This window comes from Azotobacter armeniacus, from assembly GCF_054779355.1.
Map to the genome: position 1 here is coordinate 83,284 of NZ_BAAGYK010000154.1, position 15,684 is coordinate 98,967.

Sequence of the window (15,684 nt, forward strand, 5' to 3'; positions counted from 1 at the left end):
CAGTCAGAGTAGCGGTCAGCCTTCCAGCGCCGGCCGCTCACTGCTGATCGGGATGCGCTTGGGCTTGGCTTCCTCCGGCACGATGCGGACCAGCTCGATGCTGAGCAGGCCGTTGCGCAGCTCAGCGCCCTTGACCTCGATATGGTCGACCAGGCGGAACGACAGTTTGAAAGCGCGCTGGGCGATGCCCTGGTGCAGATAGGTGACGTTCCTGGCTTCGCTCTCGCGCTTGCCGCCGCTAACGGTCAGCACGCCGCGCTCGACTTGCAGCTCCAGATCGGACTCTTGGAAGCCGGCCGCGGCGATCACGATGCGGTACTGGTCATCGCCGTGCTTCTCAATATTGTAAGGTGGATAAGAGCTGCCTGCCTCGTTGCGCAGGGCGGACTCGAACAGGTCGTTGAAGCGGTCGAAACCAATGGATTGGCGAAACAGGGGGGCCATGGAAAGAGCAGTCATCGTTCATCTCCTGATAATCAGCGAGTATTGGGTGGCGGGACCCGAATTCGGCATCCCACACTCCTCCAGATGGAGTTCGACGGAAGGAATTCAAGAGGTGGAAAACGCTTTTTCCAGGTTCTGTCCTGTAGAGAAAAGTCAGTCGAGCGCAAGGGTTTTTCCTACAGAATTTCATGGCCATTTTTCCCATCGAACGGCAGATGCAAGCACTTGAGCCGTGAAGCCAGCGACGTTTCGGTCATCCGCAGGTATATGGCCTGGCCATACTACATATTTCGAAGGAAAGCCCGGACGGGTGGAGTTACCACTGATGAAAATCCGAAGTTGCCGCCAGGGGGAGAGATGGCCGCGCCGAATCCTCTGGCTCGTACTGATCTGGGCCGCCAGCGTATTCTGCCTGGGCGTGCTCACCTATGGGCTGCGCCTGATCATGCGGGCCGCGGGCATGACAGCCTAGAGTGCCGAGCACAGTTCCGCCGCGGGCGAAAGGGCGCTATGCGGGTCCACCCCCAGCAGGACGTCCAGCCGCGTGCAGTTGTTTTCCTGGCGCAGCTCGGCGAACAGCGTGGCTGCCGGCGGATAGCTGCGGGTCAGCATGCCCAGCCACTGCTTGAGCCGGCCCGGAGCGTAGCGCGGTGCGATCCGCTGCCGGACGCGCAGCCAGAATTCGCTCACCAGCGGCTGCACCTCGCGCCACTCCAGCGGCTCGGGTGCGCGCCCGGCACGGACCGCGGCGATCTGCCGAGCCAGGTCGGGACGCGAGACCAGCCCGCGGCCGAGCATGACGTCCTCCACCCCGCTGATCTGCCGACAGCGCCGCCAGTCCTCCACCGTCCAAATCTCGCCATTGGCATAGACCGGCACGGATACTGCTTCCTGCACCCGCGCCACCCATTCCCAGTGGGCCGGCGGCCGATAGCCCTCGACCTTGGTTCGCGCATGCACCACCAGCTGCGCAGCGCCGCCCTCGACTAGCGCTCGGGCGCACTCCAGAGCGCCCTCGGGACGGGTGTAGCCCAGGCGCATCTTGGCGGTCACCGGAACATGCGCCGGCACGGCCAGGCGCACCTCGCGGACGATAGTGTGCAGCAGCTCCGGTTCATCGAGCAGCACTGCACCACCCCGCGAGCGGTTCACCGTCTTCGCCGGGCAGCCGAAGTTGAGGTCGATCACCGGAGCGCCCAGCTCGGCGGCCAGCGCTGCGTTCTCTGCCAGGCACGCAGGATTGGAACCGAGCAGCTGCAGACGCACCGGCGTCCCGGCGCGGGTCCGCCAGCCGCGCCGCATTTCCGGGGCTAGCTTCTCGAACTGGGCGAGCGGCAACAGACGGTCGCAGACCCGAACGAATTCGGTCACACACCAGTCAATGCCGCCGACGCGGGTCAGCAGGTCGCGAAGGAGTTCATCGACCAATCCCTCCATGGGGGCCAGGGCGATTTGCATGGGAGAGGATTCCGGCAAGATTCAGGCGAGAGACAAGGGAGAAGAAGCCAATGCGGGCGTCTAGACGTCTACCAGGACCCTGCCGTAACGCGCCACGAAGGCCTCTGGCATCCGCCGGGGCCGCCCGCTGGAGAGCTCGATGCAGGCGAAGGTGGTCTGTGCGCTCAGCAAGGTGGCGCCGTCGGCCGGGCGCAGCAACTGGAACTGGCGGGTCATCTTCAGCCCGCGGTGCGACTCGATGATCCAAGTCCCCATCTGCAGGCGCTCGCCCAGGCGGGCGCTCGCCAGATAGTCGATCTCGTGGCGCTGCACCGCCATCGCCCGGTCCAGGCGCCGGTACTCGTCCAGCCCCAGGCCCAGGCTCTGCGAGTGGCGCCAGGCACAGTCCTCTAGCCAGCCGACGTAGACCACGTTGTTGACGTGGCCGAGGCCGTCGATGTGCGCCGGCAGCACCTCGATGTCGATGACGAAGGGCGCGGGCCACTGCCAACTCAAGAATGCTGCTCCAGGCTGGCGGCCTGTTCACAGGCCTCATGGGCCAGCTGGGTGATCTGGTCCCAGGCGCGGGCGCGGATCAGGCTGGAGGGCGCGATCCAAGTGCCACCGACGCAGGCAACATTGGGCAGGCCAAGGAAGCTCAGCAGATTGTCCGGGGTCACTCCGCCGGTGGGGCAGAAGCGGATGCCGCTAAAGGGTTCCTTGAAGCTCTTCAGCATTTTCACGCTGGTAGTGCCGTTGGCCGGGAACAGCTTCAGCGAGCGATAGCCGAACTCCAAGGCCTGCAGGACTTCCGAGGGCGTCATCACGCCCGGCAGGTAGGGCAGCCGGCAGTCGTCCGCGGCCGCTGCCAGGCGCTGGGTGCAGCCGGGACTGACGACAAACTGCGCGCCGGCGTCGCGAGCCTCGAGAAACTGCACGCTGTGGATCAGGGTGCCGGCGCCGACCAGCAGGTCCGGCAGCGCTTGGCGGATCGCTGCCAGCGCATCCAGGGCGCGCGGGGTACGCAGCGTCACCTCCAGCACCTGAATGCCGCCCGCGTGCAGCGCCCGCGCCAAGTCCACCGCCAGCGCGACGTCCTCGATCACCAGTACCGGGAGTACGGGGCGTGCACGCTGTAGCACCGTATCCATCGTCATGGCCATGTTTTTTCTCCAGCTGGGGCGTCAGCAATGACGCTATCGTTCGGACTCGATCAAGATACGGATAATGGCAAACTCCTGCTCAGCCCGCTCCAACAGTGCAGGCACCGGGGTCAGGTCACCGGCGCGGGCCAGGTCTTCGAGCTGCCGGCACAGCTCGGCCAGCAGCGGCGCCCCCATGTTGCCGCAGCTACCCTTGAAGCTGTGCGCGGCCCGACGCAGGGCCTCGGCATCCTGGGCGTTCTGGGCCTGGCGCAGGGCGCGCAGACGAGCTTCGGAGTCGCTCAGAAAGGTATCCAGCAGGACCGGATATTCGTCCTCCATGACCTCCTGCAGAAGCGCCAGAACGGTGTGGTCGAGATGCTCGGACACTCCAGGTCACTCCTGAAGCAATTGGCAGTCCGCCGGATTATGCCGAGCGGGCCAGGAAAACTCCACGCACACGCTGCGCCCGTCCGGCGCCCAGCTGCAGCGATCGGCCAGCTGGCGCACCAGCTTCAGGCCGCGCCCGCTCAGGCGCTCCGTAGAGCCCTGCAGCTCCAGCATCCGCTGCACATCGAAGCCAGGACCGCTGTCCTCGACGCGGATGCTCAGGCGTCCGCCAGCGCCCTCGGGGCGCAGATCGAGATGAAAGCGCACATAGCCGTCGCACAGGCTCGCCAGCCGCGCGCGGCGCTCCCGGTAATATTCCGCGAAGCCCTGGGCATCGCGCTTGAGCGACGAGTCGAGACCCATCACGCCGTGTTCCAGGGCATTGGAGTAAAGCTCGGCGAGCACCGTGTAGAGCACGCTGCCCTGGATGCGCAGCTCCTGCACCTCGAGCAGCAGTTGCAGCAGATAGGGCAGCGGGTTGAAGCGCTTGAGGGTATCGGCGCGGAATTCGAAGCTGACCGACCAGTCCAGCGGGGAGTTCTGTCCGGAGTCGGAGAAGATCAGCGGCGAATGTGGCAGCTGTCCCACCTCCATCAGGCTGACCTCGATCAGGCTGACGTCGTCCTGCGCCTCGCCGCGGAAGGCGCTGAGCGCCTTCTTGATCTCCCCGAACAGCAGATCCGGCTGACGGTTGACGGCGAACACATCGAGGAGCCGCTCCTCGCCGAAACGCTCGTCGCCCAGGTTGGGGGTTTCCAGCACACCGTCGGAGAGCAGGAAGATCCGGTCGCCCGCCTCCATGGGGTAGATCTCATAGCGATCGTCAAAACACGAGGCGTCGAGGATACCCAGTGGCAGGTGGCGAGAACGCAGGGGAATTCGCTCGCCACTGCCGACGCGCCGGAGATAGCCATCCGGCAGGCCGCCGTTCCAGATCTCCACTACCCGCCGTTGGAAGCTCAGGTTGAGCATGACGGCGCAGCAGAAAACCCCCACCGGCAGGATGCGCTTGAGCTTGGCGTTCATCTCGCGAAGGATTTCCGCCAGTGAATAGCCCTTGGCGGTCATGCTGTAGAAGACCTCGGCCAGGGGCATGGCGCCGATCGCCGCCGGCAAGCCGTGTCCGGTGAAGTCGCCGAGCAGCACGTGCATGCCGCCGGAGGGCTTGAAGGCCGCCAGCATCAGATCGCCGTTGAACAGCGCATAGGGCGACTGCAGGTAGCGAATGTTCGGCGCATCGAGACAGCCGGAGTGGGCCACCTTGTCGAACACCTCCTTGGCCACCCGCTGCTCGTTGAGCAGATGCTCATTGTGCCGGGCGATCAGGTCGCGCTGCTCCAGCACCGTGGCCTGCAGCCGGCGCAGGCGGTCCATGGCCTTGATCTTGGCGTCCAGGATCACCCGGTTGTAGGGTTTGGCGAGGAAATCGTCGCCTCCGGCATCCAGGCACCGGACCAAGGCCTCGCTCTCAGTCAGCGAGGTAAGGAAGATGATCGGCACCAGCTCCTCGCCGGCCATCTGTTTGATGCGCCGGGCGGCCTCGAAGCCATCCATCACCGGCATCAGGGCGTCCATCAGGACCATGTGAGGGCGCTCGCGGGCGAACATCATGATCGCCTCGAGACCGTTGCTGGCGGTCAGCACGCGATAGCCCTGACGGCCGACGATGGTCGCCAGCAGCATCCGGTCCGTGGGACTGTCCTCGGCGATCAGGACGCACAGGGGCGGCTGCATGGGACAGCTCCTAGTCAATGTGGAAGAGCTGTTCAAAATTGGAGATCGACAGGATCTTGCGCACATCCGGACTGCAATGGATCAGGCGGATCTGCGCCCGCTCACCGCCGGCATGGTCGCGCAGCAGCAGGAGCATGCCGAGCGCCGAGCTGTCGAGATAGGTCGCCCCCTGCAGGTCGACGATATAACGCTTTGGGGTGACGTTCACCCGCTCATAGGTATCCCGGAACTCTTGGTGGGCGCCGAAATCGAAGCGCCCCTGGATGAAAATGGTCAGTTCTTGTCCATCTGCCGAAGGCTGCGAAGTGATAGCCATGCGTTGCTCCTCAGGTTTGTGTCGTCTTTGCAGCGAGATTTAACACTCGGATTCCGGCGGAGCAACCGCCACTCAGTGGCCGGAGGCTGCGGCACTCCCCGGGGCCGGCTGGTCGTCGCTGTCTTCGCGCCGGCTCATGCCGTACTTGCGCATCTTTTCCACCAGCGTCGTGCGGCGGATGCGCAGGCGCTCCGCGGCCCGCGCCACCACGCCGGCGGAGTCCTCCAAGGCCTGCTGGATGAGCGTCTGTTCGAGGGCGGCCAGATAATCCTTCAGGTCCAGCCCCTCTGGCGGCAGCAGAACGAGGGTGGCTGGATCCGGCAGGCCGACCTCGAATGCCCTGCTCTCGTCGCCCTGCTCGTCCTCGACCTCGATATGGCGGTATTTCTTCGGCAACTCCTGCACACCGATGACCCCGTAGGGATGCATGATCGCCATGCGCTCCACCAGGTTGGCCAGTTCGCGCAGATTGCCCGGCCACTCATGGCGACACAGCGACATGATCGCCGCCGAGTTGAAGCGGATAGATCCCAGCTTATCGTGCTCCAGGCGCGCGATCAGCTCGTTCAGCAGCAGCGGGAGATCCTCCACACGCTCGCGCAGGGGCGGCATCTCAATGGGAAACACGCTGAGCCGGTAGTAGAGATCCTCGCGGAAGCTGCCCTCCCGGGCCATCACCTCAAGACTCTTGTGGCTCGCGGCGATGATGCGCACATCGACGCTCTGCACCTGCGTGCTGCCCAGGCGCTCGAAGACACCCTCCTTCAGCACGCGCAGCAGCCGGGCCTGCACCGGCAGCGGCATGGCATCGATCTCCTCGAGGAACAGGACGCCGCCATGGGCCAGTTCAAGGCGCCCGGCATGACTGCAGAGAGCACCGCTGAAAGCCCCCTGCTCATGTCCATACAGCTCACTCTCCAGCAGCTCGGCAGCGATGGCGCGGCAATTGACCGGAACGAAGGGCGCATCGCAGCGCCGGGAATGATAGTGCAGATTGCGCGCCACCACCTCCTTGCCGGTTCCGGACTCACCCTGCAGCAGCACGCAGGCATCGGTATCTGCCACCTGCTGCAGCAGCTGACGCACCTGCTGTATCGCCCGGCTGGTGCCGACCAGGCTGCGAAACAGATTGGGCTCGCGCGACAGACCACGCCCCTGGCCGGGCCTCGCGCGATAGACCTGAGCGCGGTGCAGGGAGTCGAGCAGCTTGCTGTAGGAGGGCGGTGCCTCCAGGCTGGCCAGCACCTGCTGCCGCACCTCCTTCGGCCAATCCGCCGGCGAATGCTGACCAAGCAGCAGCACGGGCAGCGCCTCGTCCCAGTCGTGGAGCTCCTTGATCAGCTCGAGCCCCCCACCCTGCGCCTCAACCGTCCCGAGCAGTACGCACAGCAACTCCTGGCTGGAGGCCAGCGCCTCGACCTGCCCCCGCCACTCCACACTGGCGCAGGCCAGATACTGTTCGTCGAGGAAGTTGAGGATAACTGACATGTTCCGACGTCGGTCGAGGTTGTCATCGATCAGAAGAATCTTTATATCACGCCACATGTTGTCGGGTATCTGAACTGAAAAAGGCTTCAGGGAGCGCCATCGCGGATCGCTGCGCGCCAATCCGCTCGATCGAGATTTCAACGGCATCGAATCGAGTGGAAGATACACCCTGCGCTCCCGACAGCGGAGCTCCGGCAGAACGGACAGGCGAACGGCCAGCGGGCAATCCTGGATACTCTGAGGCAAACGGCTGGAAAAAATTCCAGTCTGCCCACCCAGATACGCTTGAGTGAGTGTCCGCATTCTACAAAGGATGCTGCCCGCTCGATAGCCATGACAGCGGGACGCAGGCGTCCGCCCGCTGCGCTAATCCAGGCGAATGCCCAGCTCGGCCAGCCGCAGCAGATCCTCGGGGCCCTCTACCTCCCACAGCCGAGGCAGCAGGCAGTGCTTCCAGCCGAGCTGACGCAGGCGCTCGCAGGTGATGGGCAACACTTCCTCGCCACCCCACGGAATCGCCTCGAACAGCAGCGGATCGACCCGCCGCAGGCCCAGCAGGACATAATCACCGCGCTCGCCCGGCCCGAGCACGACGTCCTGCTCGAGCAGGGCCGCGCAGGCGGCATTCAGGTAGTTGCCGTCCAGCGCCGGGCAGTCATTGCTGATCAGGATCACCGCATCGGTACTACAGAGGCCGAGGGTGGCGATGCGTCGCATCCGCTCGCCCAGATCGCCCGCCGGCTGCTCAACGACGGCCCAGCCGCAGGCTTCCGCCATGACGCCCAGAGCCTCGTCGGGACCCTCGTCAAGCCAGAGGAAGCGATCCTGGAAGTCGCTCACCGGAAGGTTCAGCGCACGCTCCACCAGCAGGCGCTGCAGGTCGCATGCACCATCCTCGCCCAGAGCCGGGATCAAACGAGGCTTCACCTGGCCGGGAGCCAAGGCATGGGACAACAAGTGCAAGGAAATCGACAGGCTCATGCCAGGGTCCCCCCTCATGCGCGCCAGTCAGCCACCGGGCTGCCGTGCCATACATCAAGGCCAAGCGCAAATGCCGCATCGTCCCTACAGTACGCCTGATTCCATGACCTTCACAGCGTGGCGCCTGCCGTCACCGATCAAAGGCACCCCGGCCCCACCGGGACGGCAGCGAGCAGGATCGCAAGAGGCAAGATCCCAGCCACGGAACTCCTCCAGGAACTCAGGCCTGGCCTGCCAGAATGCGCCGCTCCCAGGGGGTGATCTCGTCAAGAAAGCTCATCAGCTCCAGGCTCTTGCTGGCGACGTAACCCTCGATGAATTCATCACCGAACAACTCCCGCGCCAATCGGCTGCGTTCGAGACGGGCCAGTGCGACCGGCATGCAGCTCGGCAGGGTTAGGGCCTCAGGCACCTGAAACTCGCCCTGCAGCGGCGCACTCGGCTCCACCTGCTGCTGCAGCCCGAACAGCCCGGCAGCCAGGCTGGCGGCGATAGCCAGGTAGGGGTTGGCGTCGGCGCCCGGCAGGCGGTTCTCGACCCGCCGCGCCGCTGGCGGACTGGCCGGAATGCGCAAGCCCGCCGCGCGGTTGTCGTGGGACCAGCAGGCATTGTTCGGCGAGGCATAGGGATGACTCAGCCGGTGGTAGGAGTTGACGTGCGGGGCGAACAGCAGGGTGAAGTCGGCGAACGCCCGCTGCTGACCGCCGATGAAGTGGCGGAACGCGGGTGTCGGCTCGCCGTACTCATCACTGAACAGACTCCGCCCGCTGCCTTGCTCCACCAGGCTCTGATGGATATGCATGGAACTGCCGGGAACCCCAGCCAGCGGCTTGGCCATGCACACCACCATCAGTCCGTGCCTGAGCGCCACCTCCTTGAGCAGGTGTTTGAACAGGAAGGTCTGGTCGGCCAGCCGCAGGGGATCGCCATGCAGCAGGTTGATCTCGAACTGACTGACGCCCATCTCATGCATGAAAGTGTCGCGCGGCAGATCGAGCGCCGCCATGCAGCGGTAGACATCGTCGAAGAACGACCGCAGGCCGTTGCTGGAGGAAATGCTGAAGGCCGAGAAGCCGGCTTCGCGCCGCCCATCGAGTCCGACCGGCGGCTGGAACGGCAGCCGCGGATCGCCATGCGGGGCGAAGACGAAGAACTCCAGCTCGGTGGCCACCACCGGCTGCCAGCCCTGGCGAGCATAGGCGGCCAGCACCTGCTTGAGCAGGGCGCGGGTAGACAGTGGCGAGCCGCCCCCCTTCAGTTCCTCGGCATCACAGATCACCAGCACCCGTGGCCGTTCGCACCAGGGCAGAAGATGGATCTGCTGCGGATCGTGGACCAGCAGCAAGTCGCCGTCGTCACTGCCGTAGAAGCGGGCTGGCGGATAGCCGCCCATGATGCACTGCAGCAGTACCCCGCGCGCCAACTGCAGACGCTGCCCTTCGAGAAAGCCCGTGGTGGTCATTACCTTGCCACGAGGCACCCCATTGAGATCGGGTGTGACGCATTCGACCTCCTCGACACCGGCCAGACGCTCGGCGAGAGACTGCTGAGGCTTGATCATATGACGGGGCCTCCCCTTCCACGGCGGTCCGAATACAGTACGCAGGCGCTGCCGAGGAGTTCAAGGTGTCCAGCCCGGCTCGAAAGTCAAGCCATCTCCCCCTCGTCACGCAGCGATGCCGTACCCTTGGCACAAGTCGTATCGTACACGCCCACCGACGACGAACGTTCCATGATGGAGTTCATGAACCACGTCGGACTCTTCCTGCTGACACTGGGCGCCGCCACTCTACTTGCTACTTGCCGGCGCAGTCGGAGGCCGCACTGGCCGGGCTTCTGCGGGATGGCTTCCGTTCGACGGAAGGACTGCTCACCGGACCACCCCGGGCAACCGCCGGGCTCGCCGGTGAACTGGCTGCTCGACCGCCCCATTGAACATTACCGAGGGTGGCACTGGCTGCCAGCCACTCCTCCGCTGCTGGCATCGGTGATCCAGCGCCCCAGGTGGCCTGGCTTATGCGCGAACCGCTTCATCTTCACCTTGGCCAAGCCAGGACGCTATTTGGCCGTCATGGCAGTCACACGGGATGAGGATAGACACGAGCAGGCTGGCTCGTCCGCTGAAGGGCGGAAGAATATGACGGGGAATCGGGAGATGGCGCCCCCTGCTGGAGTCGAACCAGCATCTAGCCCTTAGGAGGGGCTTGTTCTATCCATTGAACTAAGGGGACATAGAGAAAAGTCATCGCACTTCACGTCACTATGCTTTCCCGCAAGCGCGCTCGCCACTACCTCAATTAATCGGAGAGGCAGCGGCGATGGAGCGGCATTCTAGCCATGAAAATGCCTTTTGTCATGCGCCCTGCATAAAAACGGGGATAGCCACGGAACAACAAGCTATTCATGCAGTCGACTCTTGAGCTTGGCGCAGGGTTGTCACGAAAAGGAATTCCGATGCCAATGAAACATGCAAGTCGGCTCATATCGATCAATTTATTCAAACATTAAGAAGAGTGAACGACTTCAGTTAGCCGGGGTCATACCGAAAACGCCCTTGCAAGCTAATCGCCAGCACTCTATAACAACTCACCGGTCGAAATTATGCAACCTATGAAACAGGCAATCTACTCCAGCCGTACAGCTGACAAATTCGTCGTCCGTCTACCAGATGGCATGCGTGAGCGCATCGCGGATGTGGCGCGCAACCACCATCGCAGCATGAATTCGGAGATTATTGCGCGCCTGGAGCAAAGCCTGCTTCAGGAAGACGCCTTAGGCGACGATCTGGGCCTGCGCCTGGACAGCCCCGAGCTCTCCCTGCATGAGCGAGAGCTTCTGCAGCGATTTCGGCAATTGACCCGACGCCAGCAGAATGCCTTGGTCGCCCTGATCGCGCAGGATAGCGAACTCGCGACAGAAGGCCTGACCACCGAGCAGTAGCCGCATGATCGACGTGCGCTGCCTTCAATCGGAGGTTTTGCCTGAACCGTCAGATACTGACACGGGAAACAGGCCTATACCCATAGGCCTGTTTTGAGTAGTGCGTGTTCGCTGCATGCAGCCTCGGACCCGATCAATGCGAACTTCGACTCAGGCAGCCTGAGCCCCCGACAGCCCTGGCGGATACCGGCCGACTCAATCTTCGCACCTCACATCAGCGCTGAGAGGTTGTGAAAAAATCGAACAGTGCCGTGAGAGCCTCTCCAATCCCCTTCAAAAAGGCGTGCCATGTGAAAAGCGGGAGAGTTTATGAGCCAAATGGTCTTATTTTCACGTGGCGCAACGTTTTAGCGGCTGTTTTGAAGGGGGGCGCAGCAGCCGCTTGAATTTTTCACAACCTCTGACTCAAAGCAGGAACAGCGTGGCCAGTCCCAGGAAGATGAAGAAACCGCCACTGTCTGTCATCGCAGTGATCATCACGCTGGCCCCCATGGCCGGATCGCGTCCAAGTTTGGCCAGCGTCATGGGAATCAGCACGCCCATCAGGGCAGCCATCAGCAGATTCAGGGTCATCGCCCCCGTCATCACCACCGCTAGCGACCAGCTGCCGTAGAGGACGCCCGCCACCATGCCGATCACGCCCCCCCAGACTAGACCGTTGATCAGCGCCACCCCCAGCTCCTTGATCAGCAAGCGTGCCGTGTTGCCCGTACTGATCTGACCCAGAGCCATGGCGCGAACGATCATGGTGATAGTCTGGTTACCGGAGTTGCCGCCAATACCAGCGACGATCGGCATCAGTGCCGCCAGAGCCACCAGCCTCTCGATGGAGCCCTCGAACAGACCGATCACCCGCGAGGCGACGAAGGCGGTCACCAGATTCACTGCAAGCCATGCCCAGCGATTGCCAACTGACTTCCACACCGAGGCGAAGATGTCTTCTTCCTCACGCAAGCCGGCCATGTTCAGCACTTCGCTTTCGCCTTCCTCGCGAATCAGATCAACCATGGCGTCGATGGTCAGACGACCGATCAGCTTGCCATTCTTGTCCACCACAGGCGCGGAAACCAGGTCATAACGCTCGAAGGCCTGGGCGGCATCGTAGGCATCCTCGTCAGGATGAAAGCGCACCGGATCGAGCGCCATGATCTCGGCAACCTGCCGCTCGGGATCATTGACCAGCAGGCGCTTGATCGGCAGCACGCCCTTCAGCACCCCATCATAATCCACCACGAACAGCTTGTCGGTGTGCCCCGGTAGCTCCTTCAAGCGCCGCAGATAGCGCAGCACCACTTCTAGACTGACGTCTTCGCGAATGGTGACCATCTCGAAATCCATCAGCGCACCAACCTGATCCTCTTCGTAGGAGAGTGCCGAGCGCACCCTCTCACGCTGCTGGGCGTCGAGAGACTCCATCAACTCATGGACTACATCGCGCGGCAACTCGTGAGCCAGGTCCGCAAGCTCGTCAGCCCCCATCTCCCTGGCAGCAGCAATCAGCTCATGATCGTCCATGTCGGCGATCAGAGTTTCACGAACTGCATCGGACACTTCGAGGAGGATATCGCCGTCGCGCTCGGCCTTGACCAGCTGCCAGACGCTCAAACGATCGCCAAGAGGAAGGGCTTCGAGGATATAAGCGATGTCTGCCGGATGCAGCTCGTCGAGCTTGCGCTGCAGCTCTACCAGGTTCTGCCGATGCACCAGATCCTCGACCAGATCATGGTGCGCTCCTTCCTGACGGTGCGTCAGGTTTTCAACCAGCTTGTGCCGGTGCAGCAGCTCAACAACCTGGGCGAGACGTTCCTGCAGGCTTTCCTGCTGCTTCTTGGCTTCAATTTCAGTCATAGCATGCTCCACCCCCAGCAGCGGAGCACGCCAAGGGCATCAATCAGTCAATGCGCGATTGCACGAAATGGGTTCTGGAGTAACTACTGGGTAAGTCCATGGTGGATTTCCACAAGCCCCGGCGGGGCTGACAGGCGCAATAATAACATTGCCCGGCGGCTTTGCACCCGCCAGAATGCTGGCTAGAACAGGCGCTTGCGATGCAGATCTCTGCTAGATATCACCGCGTGGCGCCTGCGAAGAGACCTGAGACACATCGATACACGCAGGCACGCGTTAGTCTGGCGTCCCCACAGCCAAGGAGGACATCTCATGCATGGATTGCCGCGCGCCGCAGTAACAGCGCTTCTGCTCTGCTCTTCACCCCAGCTTTTCGCTTCATCCGTATATCGCTGCATGGACCCCGGCGGCCGCATCACCTTCACCCATCATGGCTGCCCGACAGACCAGCAACAACAGCTACAGAACGCATTCAATGCCACCCCCGGCAACGACAGGCCCATCCCCATGGCAAGCGAAATCACGGACCGCACATCCCGCACTACGGAGCAGAACAACCCTCAGGAACCGACTATTGTCGGCCAGCAAGATGATGGTTGCGGCAACCGTATCACCGGCCGGGAACGCCGCGAGGCGATGATCAAAAAGGAAGTGCGCCCAGGCATGACTCGCAGGGACGTGGAAAGCGCCCTTGGCAAGCCGGACAGGATCTCCAGCCGCAACGATCGAACCAGCTATCACTACCGCGACAACGAAGGCAATACGCGGCAAATCGGCTTTGACCAGCACAACTGCGTTAGCACCAAGGACAGAAAATAAAAAGGGCCTGCATTGCTGCAGGCCCTTCGATTATGGCGCACTCAGGAGGATTCGAACCTCCGACCGCCCGGTTCGTAGCCGGGTACTCTATCCAGCTGAGCTATGAGTGCGTGTGGTGCTTGACAGACCAGATCACCGCTGGTTACGAGCCAGTCTTCTCAACTGGCTCGAATAATGGCGCACTCAGGAGGATTCGAACCTCCGACCGCCCGGTTCGTAGCCGGGTACTCTATCCAGCTGAGCTATGAGTGCGCTGAGCGTGCGCATTATAGGGATTTTGATTCAATGTTCAAGCGACAATTCGACCGACTTCAACAGCTTGCCGAACCAACGCATACACCCGCCCCACGATGCCTGGAAATGGCGGAGGGGGGGGGATTCGAACCCCCGACACCCTTTTGAGGTGTACTCCCTTAGCAGGGGAGCGCCTTCGGCCTCTCGGCCACCCCTCCACAACACGGGGCGAATCATACCTGCCTTTGCCCCGCTTGCAAAGCCAAAAATTTAGAAAAATTAGTGGCTTGGCTCTTGATCTTTTTCTTTCTGGATGCGTTGGTAGATTTCTTCGCGGTGCACAGCGACCTCTTTTGGTGCATTGACGCCAATGCGTACCTGATTACCTTTCACGCCTAGCACGGTGACCGTCACATCATCACCCACCATCAGGGTCTCTCCGACCCGACGAGTCAGAATCAGCATTCCTTTCTCCTTTTATGGAAGTCAACAGGACAACAGTCTGCAAAAAAATAAAAATGGCAACATTCCCAGCATACTTCGAGGAATATATACCCAAGTATTGACCAGGGCTGGCGAAAGAAAAGCCCTCCTCACCCAGGCAAAACGACGAAGGCGCGGAATGCCCGCGCCCTCAGCGATCACTTGCTCACTCGCCCTGGCGGGCGGAAGCATCTAACTCGAATGCAGTGTGCAGGGCGCGAACCGCCAGCTCCAAGTACTTCTCCTTAATGACCACGGAAACCTTGATTTCCGAAGTCGAGATCATCTGGATGTTGATACCTTCCTTGGCCAGAGCCTCGAACATGCGACTGGCGACCCCAGCATGGGAGCGCATACCGACTCCGACGATGGAAACCTTGGCGATGTCGGTATCGCCGATGACCTCGCGCGCACCAATTTCGCGCGCGGTATTCTCCAGCACGCGCATGGCATTCAGATGGTCGTTGCGGTGCACGGTGAAGGTGAAGTCGGTGGTATTGTCATGCGCAATATTCTGCACAATCATGTCCACCTCGATATTGGCCGCACTGATCGGCCCGAGGATCTTGAACGCCACGCCGGGATTGTCCGGCACGCCACGAATGGTCAGCTTGGCTTCGTCGCGATTGAAGGCGATGCCGGAAATGATCGGCTGTTCCATGGATTCCTCTTCATCGATGGTAATGAGGGTGCCCGGACCCTCCTGGAAGCTGTGCAGCACGCGCAGCGGAACATTGTATTTGCCAGCAAACTCCACCGAGCGGATCTGCAGTACCTTCGAGCCCAGGCTGGCCATTTCCAGCATTTCCTCGAAGGTGATCTTGTCCAGACGCCGGGCCTTGGGCACCACACGCGGGTCGGTAGTGTAGACGCCGTCGACATCGGTATAGATCTGGCATTCATCGGCCTTCAAGGCCGCTGCCAGGGCCACTCCGGTAGTATCGGAACCGCCGCGCCCGAGGGTGGTGATGTTGCTGTGCTCGTCCACCCCCTGGAAACCGGCGACCACCACCACACGACCGGCCTTGAGATCGGCGCGCAACCTCTGGTCATCGATTTGCAGGATTCGTGCCTTGGTGTAGGAGCTGTCAGTGAGGATACGCACCTGGTTGCCGGTGTAGGACACCGCCTGCACGCCGCGCTTGATCAGCGCCATGGCCAGCAGGGCGATGGTCACCTGCTCGCCGGTCGACACCATCACATCCAGCTCACGCGGCACGGGCTGCTCGCTGACCTGCTTGGCCAGGCCGATCAGGCGATTGGTTTCGCCGCTCATGGCGGAAACCACGACCACGATGTCATCGCCGTTCTCGCGGAATTTCTTGATCTTCTCGGCCACCTGCTCGATACGCTCGACGGAGCCGACGGAGGTGCCCCCGAATTTCTGTACGATCAACGCCATTTGAAAAGCCACCTAAGCCCGTGAAG

Annotated in this window: 16 protein-coding genes and 4 tRNA genes; 3 read left to right on the forward strand and 17 right to left on the reverse strand. The window is 62.3% G+C overall.

Annotated features, from left to right (window positions below):
• Positions 1–15 precede the first annotated feature (15 nt).
• Positions 16–459 carry an Hsp20 family protein gene (locus tag ACYVD0_RS20185; protein ID WP_460428457.1) on the reverse strand — a complete coding sequence of 148 codons (444 nt, stop codon included), beginning with the start codon at positions 457–459 and terminating at the stop codon, positions 16–18.
• 310 nt (positions 460–769) lie between these two features.
• On the opposite strand from ACYVD0_RS20185, the gene ACYVD0_RS20190 reads away from it, so the two are divergent.
• Positions 770–916 (forward strand): DUF2474 domain-containing protein, encoded by a 147-nt coding sequence (locus tag ACYVD0_RS20190; RefSeq protein WP_460428458.1) that lies wholly within the window; start codon positions 770–772, stop codon positions 914–916.
• Here ACYVD0_RS20190 and ACYVD0_RS20195 read toward each other — a convergent pair.
• The 10 genes from ACYVD0_RS20195 to ACYVD0_RS20240 all read right to left on the reverse strand — a co-directional run bounded on the left by ACYVD0_RS20195 (position 913) and on the right by ACYVD0_RS20240 (position 10,163).
• Positions 913–1,902 carry a tRNA dihydrouridine synthase gene (locus ACYVD0_RS20195; RefSeq protein WP_460428459.1) on the reverse strand — a complete coding sequence of 330 codons (990 nt, stop codon included), beginning with the start codon at positions 1,900–1,902 and terminating at the stop codon, positions 913–915. The two genes, ACYVD0_RS20190 and ACYVD0_RS20195, sit on opposite strands and share 4 nt — an antisense overlap.
• 60 nt (positions 1,903–1,962) lie before the next feature.
• Positions 1,963–2,397, reverse strand: a complete 435-nt coding sequence (locus ACYVD0_RS20200; RefSeq protein WP_460428460.1) for an acyl-CoA thioesterase — start codon at positions 2,395–2,397, stop codon at positions 1,963–1,965.
• On the reverse strand, positions 2,394–3,044 hold the full coding sequence (locus tag ACYVD0_RS20205) for a bifunctional 4-hydroxy-2-oxoglutarate aldolase/2-dehydro-3-deoxy-phosphogluconate aldolase (protein ID WP_460428461.1): 651 nt from the start codon (positions 3,042–3,044) through the stop codon (positions 2,394–2,396). The genes ACYVD0_RS20200 and ACYVD0_RS20205 overlap by 4 nt, the downstream gene beginning before the upstream one ends.
• A 33-nt stretch (positions 3,045–3,077) precedes the next feature.
• Positions 3,078–3,365: an Hpt domain-containing protein gene (locus tag ACYVD0_RS20210; RefSeq protein ID WP_460428546.1), complete on the reverse strand. Its 288-nt coding sequence runs from the start codon at positions 3,363–3,365 to the stop codon at positions 3,078–3,080.
• Positions 3,366–3,419: 54 nt separating this feature from the next.
• Positions 3,420–5,147 (reverse strand): SpoIIE family protein phosphatase, encoded by a 1,728-nt coding sequence (locus ACYVD0_RS20215; protein WP_460428462.1) that lies wholly within the window; start codon positions 5,145–5,147, stop codon positions 3,420–3,422.
• A 10-nt stretch (positions 5,148–5,157) separates the two neighbouring features.
• Entirely contained in the window at positions 5,158–5,463 is a 306-nt protein-coding gene (locus ACYVD0_RS20220; RefSeq protein ID WP_460428463.1) for an STAS domain-containing protein, read from the reverse strand.
• Between the two features lie 72 nt (positions 5,464–5,535).
• Positions 5,536–7,008 carry a sigma-54-dependent transcriptional regulator gene (locus ACYVD0_RS20225; protein ID WP_460428464.1) on the reverse strand — a complete coding sequence of 491 codons (1,473 nt, stop codon included), beginning with the start codon at positions 7,006–7,008 and terminating at the stop codon, positions 5,536–5,538.
• Between the two features lie 309 nt (positions 7,009–7,317).
• Complete coding sequence (locus ACYVD0_RS20230; RefSeq protein WP_460428465.1) at positions 7,318–7,932, reverse strand: TIGR04282 family arsenosugar biosynthesis glycosyltransferase; 615 nt, start codon at positions 7,930–7,932, stop codon at positions 7,318–7,320.
• 220 nt (positions 7,933–8,152) lie between these two features.
• The gene (locus tag ACYVD0_RS20235) at positions 8,153–9,493 is read right to left on the reverse strand and encodes a glutamine synthetase family protein (RefSeq protein ID WP_460428466.1); all 1,341 of its coding nucleotides are present in this window, start codon (positions 9,491–9,493) and stop codon (positions 8,153–8,155) included.
• A gap of 595 nt (positions 9,494–10,088) precedes the next feature.
• Positions 10,089–10,163, reverse strand: a tRNA-Arg gene (locus ACYVD0_RS20240).
• A 370-nt stretch (positions 10,164–10,533) separates the two neighbouring features.
• Between ACYVD0_RS20240 and ACYVD0_RS20245 the strand changes: the two genes are divergently transcribed.
• Entirely contained in the window at positions 10,534–10,872 is a 339-nt protein-coding gene (locus tag ACYVD0_RS20245; RefSeq protein WP_460428467.1) for an Arc family DNA-binding protein, read from the forward strand.
• A 405-nt stretch (positions 10,873–11,277) separates the two neighbouring features.
• Here ACYVD0_RS20245 and mgtE read toward each other — a convergent pair whose 3' ends face one another.
• The gene (mgtE, locus tag ACYVD0_RS20250; protein WP_460428468.1) at positions 11,278–12,720 is read right to left on the reverse strand and encodes a magnesium transporter; all 1,443 of its coding nucleotides are present in this window, start codon (positions 12,718–12,720) and stop codon (positions 11,278–11,280) included.
• 312 nt (positions 12,721–13,032) lie between these two features.
• Between mgtE and ACYVD0_RS20255 the strand changes: the two genes are divergently transcribed.
• On the forward strand, positions 13,033–13,539 hold the full coding sequence (locus ACYVD0_RS20255) for a DUF4124 domain-containing protein (protein WP_460428469.1): 507 nt from the start codon (positions 13,033–13,035) through the stop codon (positions 13,537–13,539).
• 33 nt (positions 13,540–13,572) lie between these two features.
• On the opposite strand, the gene ACYVD0_RS20260 is transcribed toward ACYVD0_RS20255, so the two are convergent.
• From ACYVD0_RS20260 to ACYVD0_RS20280, 5 genes are all read right to left on the reverse strand, one after another.
• A tRNA-Arg gene (locus ACYVD0_RS20260) sits at positions 13,573–13,649 on the reverse strand.
• A 65-nt stretch (positions 13,650–13,714) separates the two neighbouring features.
• Positions 13,715–13,791 (reverse strand) — tRNA-Arg (locus tag ACYVD0_RS20265).
• A 109-nt stretch (positions 13,792–13,900) separates the two neighbouring features.
• A tRNA-Ser gene (locus ACYVD0_RS20270) sits at positions 13,901–13,991 on the reverse strand.
• Positions 13,992–14,052: 61 nt separating this feature from the next.
• The gene (gene csrA / locus ACYVD0_RS20275) at positions 14,053–14,238 is read right to left on the reverse strand and encodes a carbon storage regulator CsrA (RefSeq protein WP_003283978.1); all 186 of its coding nucleotides are present in this window, start codon (positions 14,236–14,238) and stop codon (positions 14,053–14,055) included.
• Between the two features lie 184 nt (positions 14,239–14,422).
• The gene (locus tag ACYVD0_RS20280; protein ID WP_460428470.1) at positions 14,423–15,658 is read right to left on the reverse strand and encodes an aspartate kinase; all 1,236 of its coding nucleotides are present in this window, start codon (positions 15,656–15,658) and stop codon (positions 14,423–14,425) included.
• Positions 15,659–15,684: the final 26 nt, after the last annotated feature.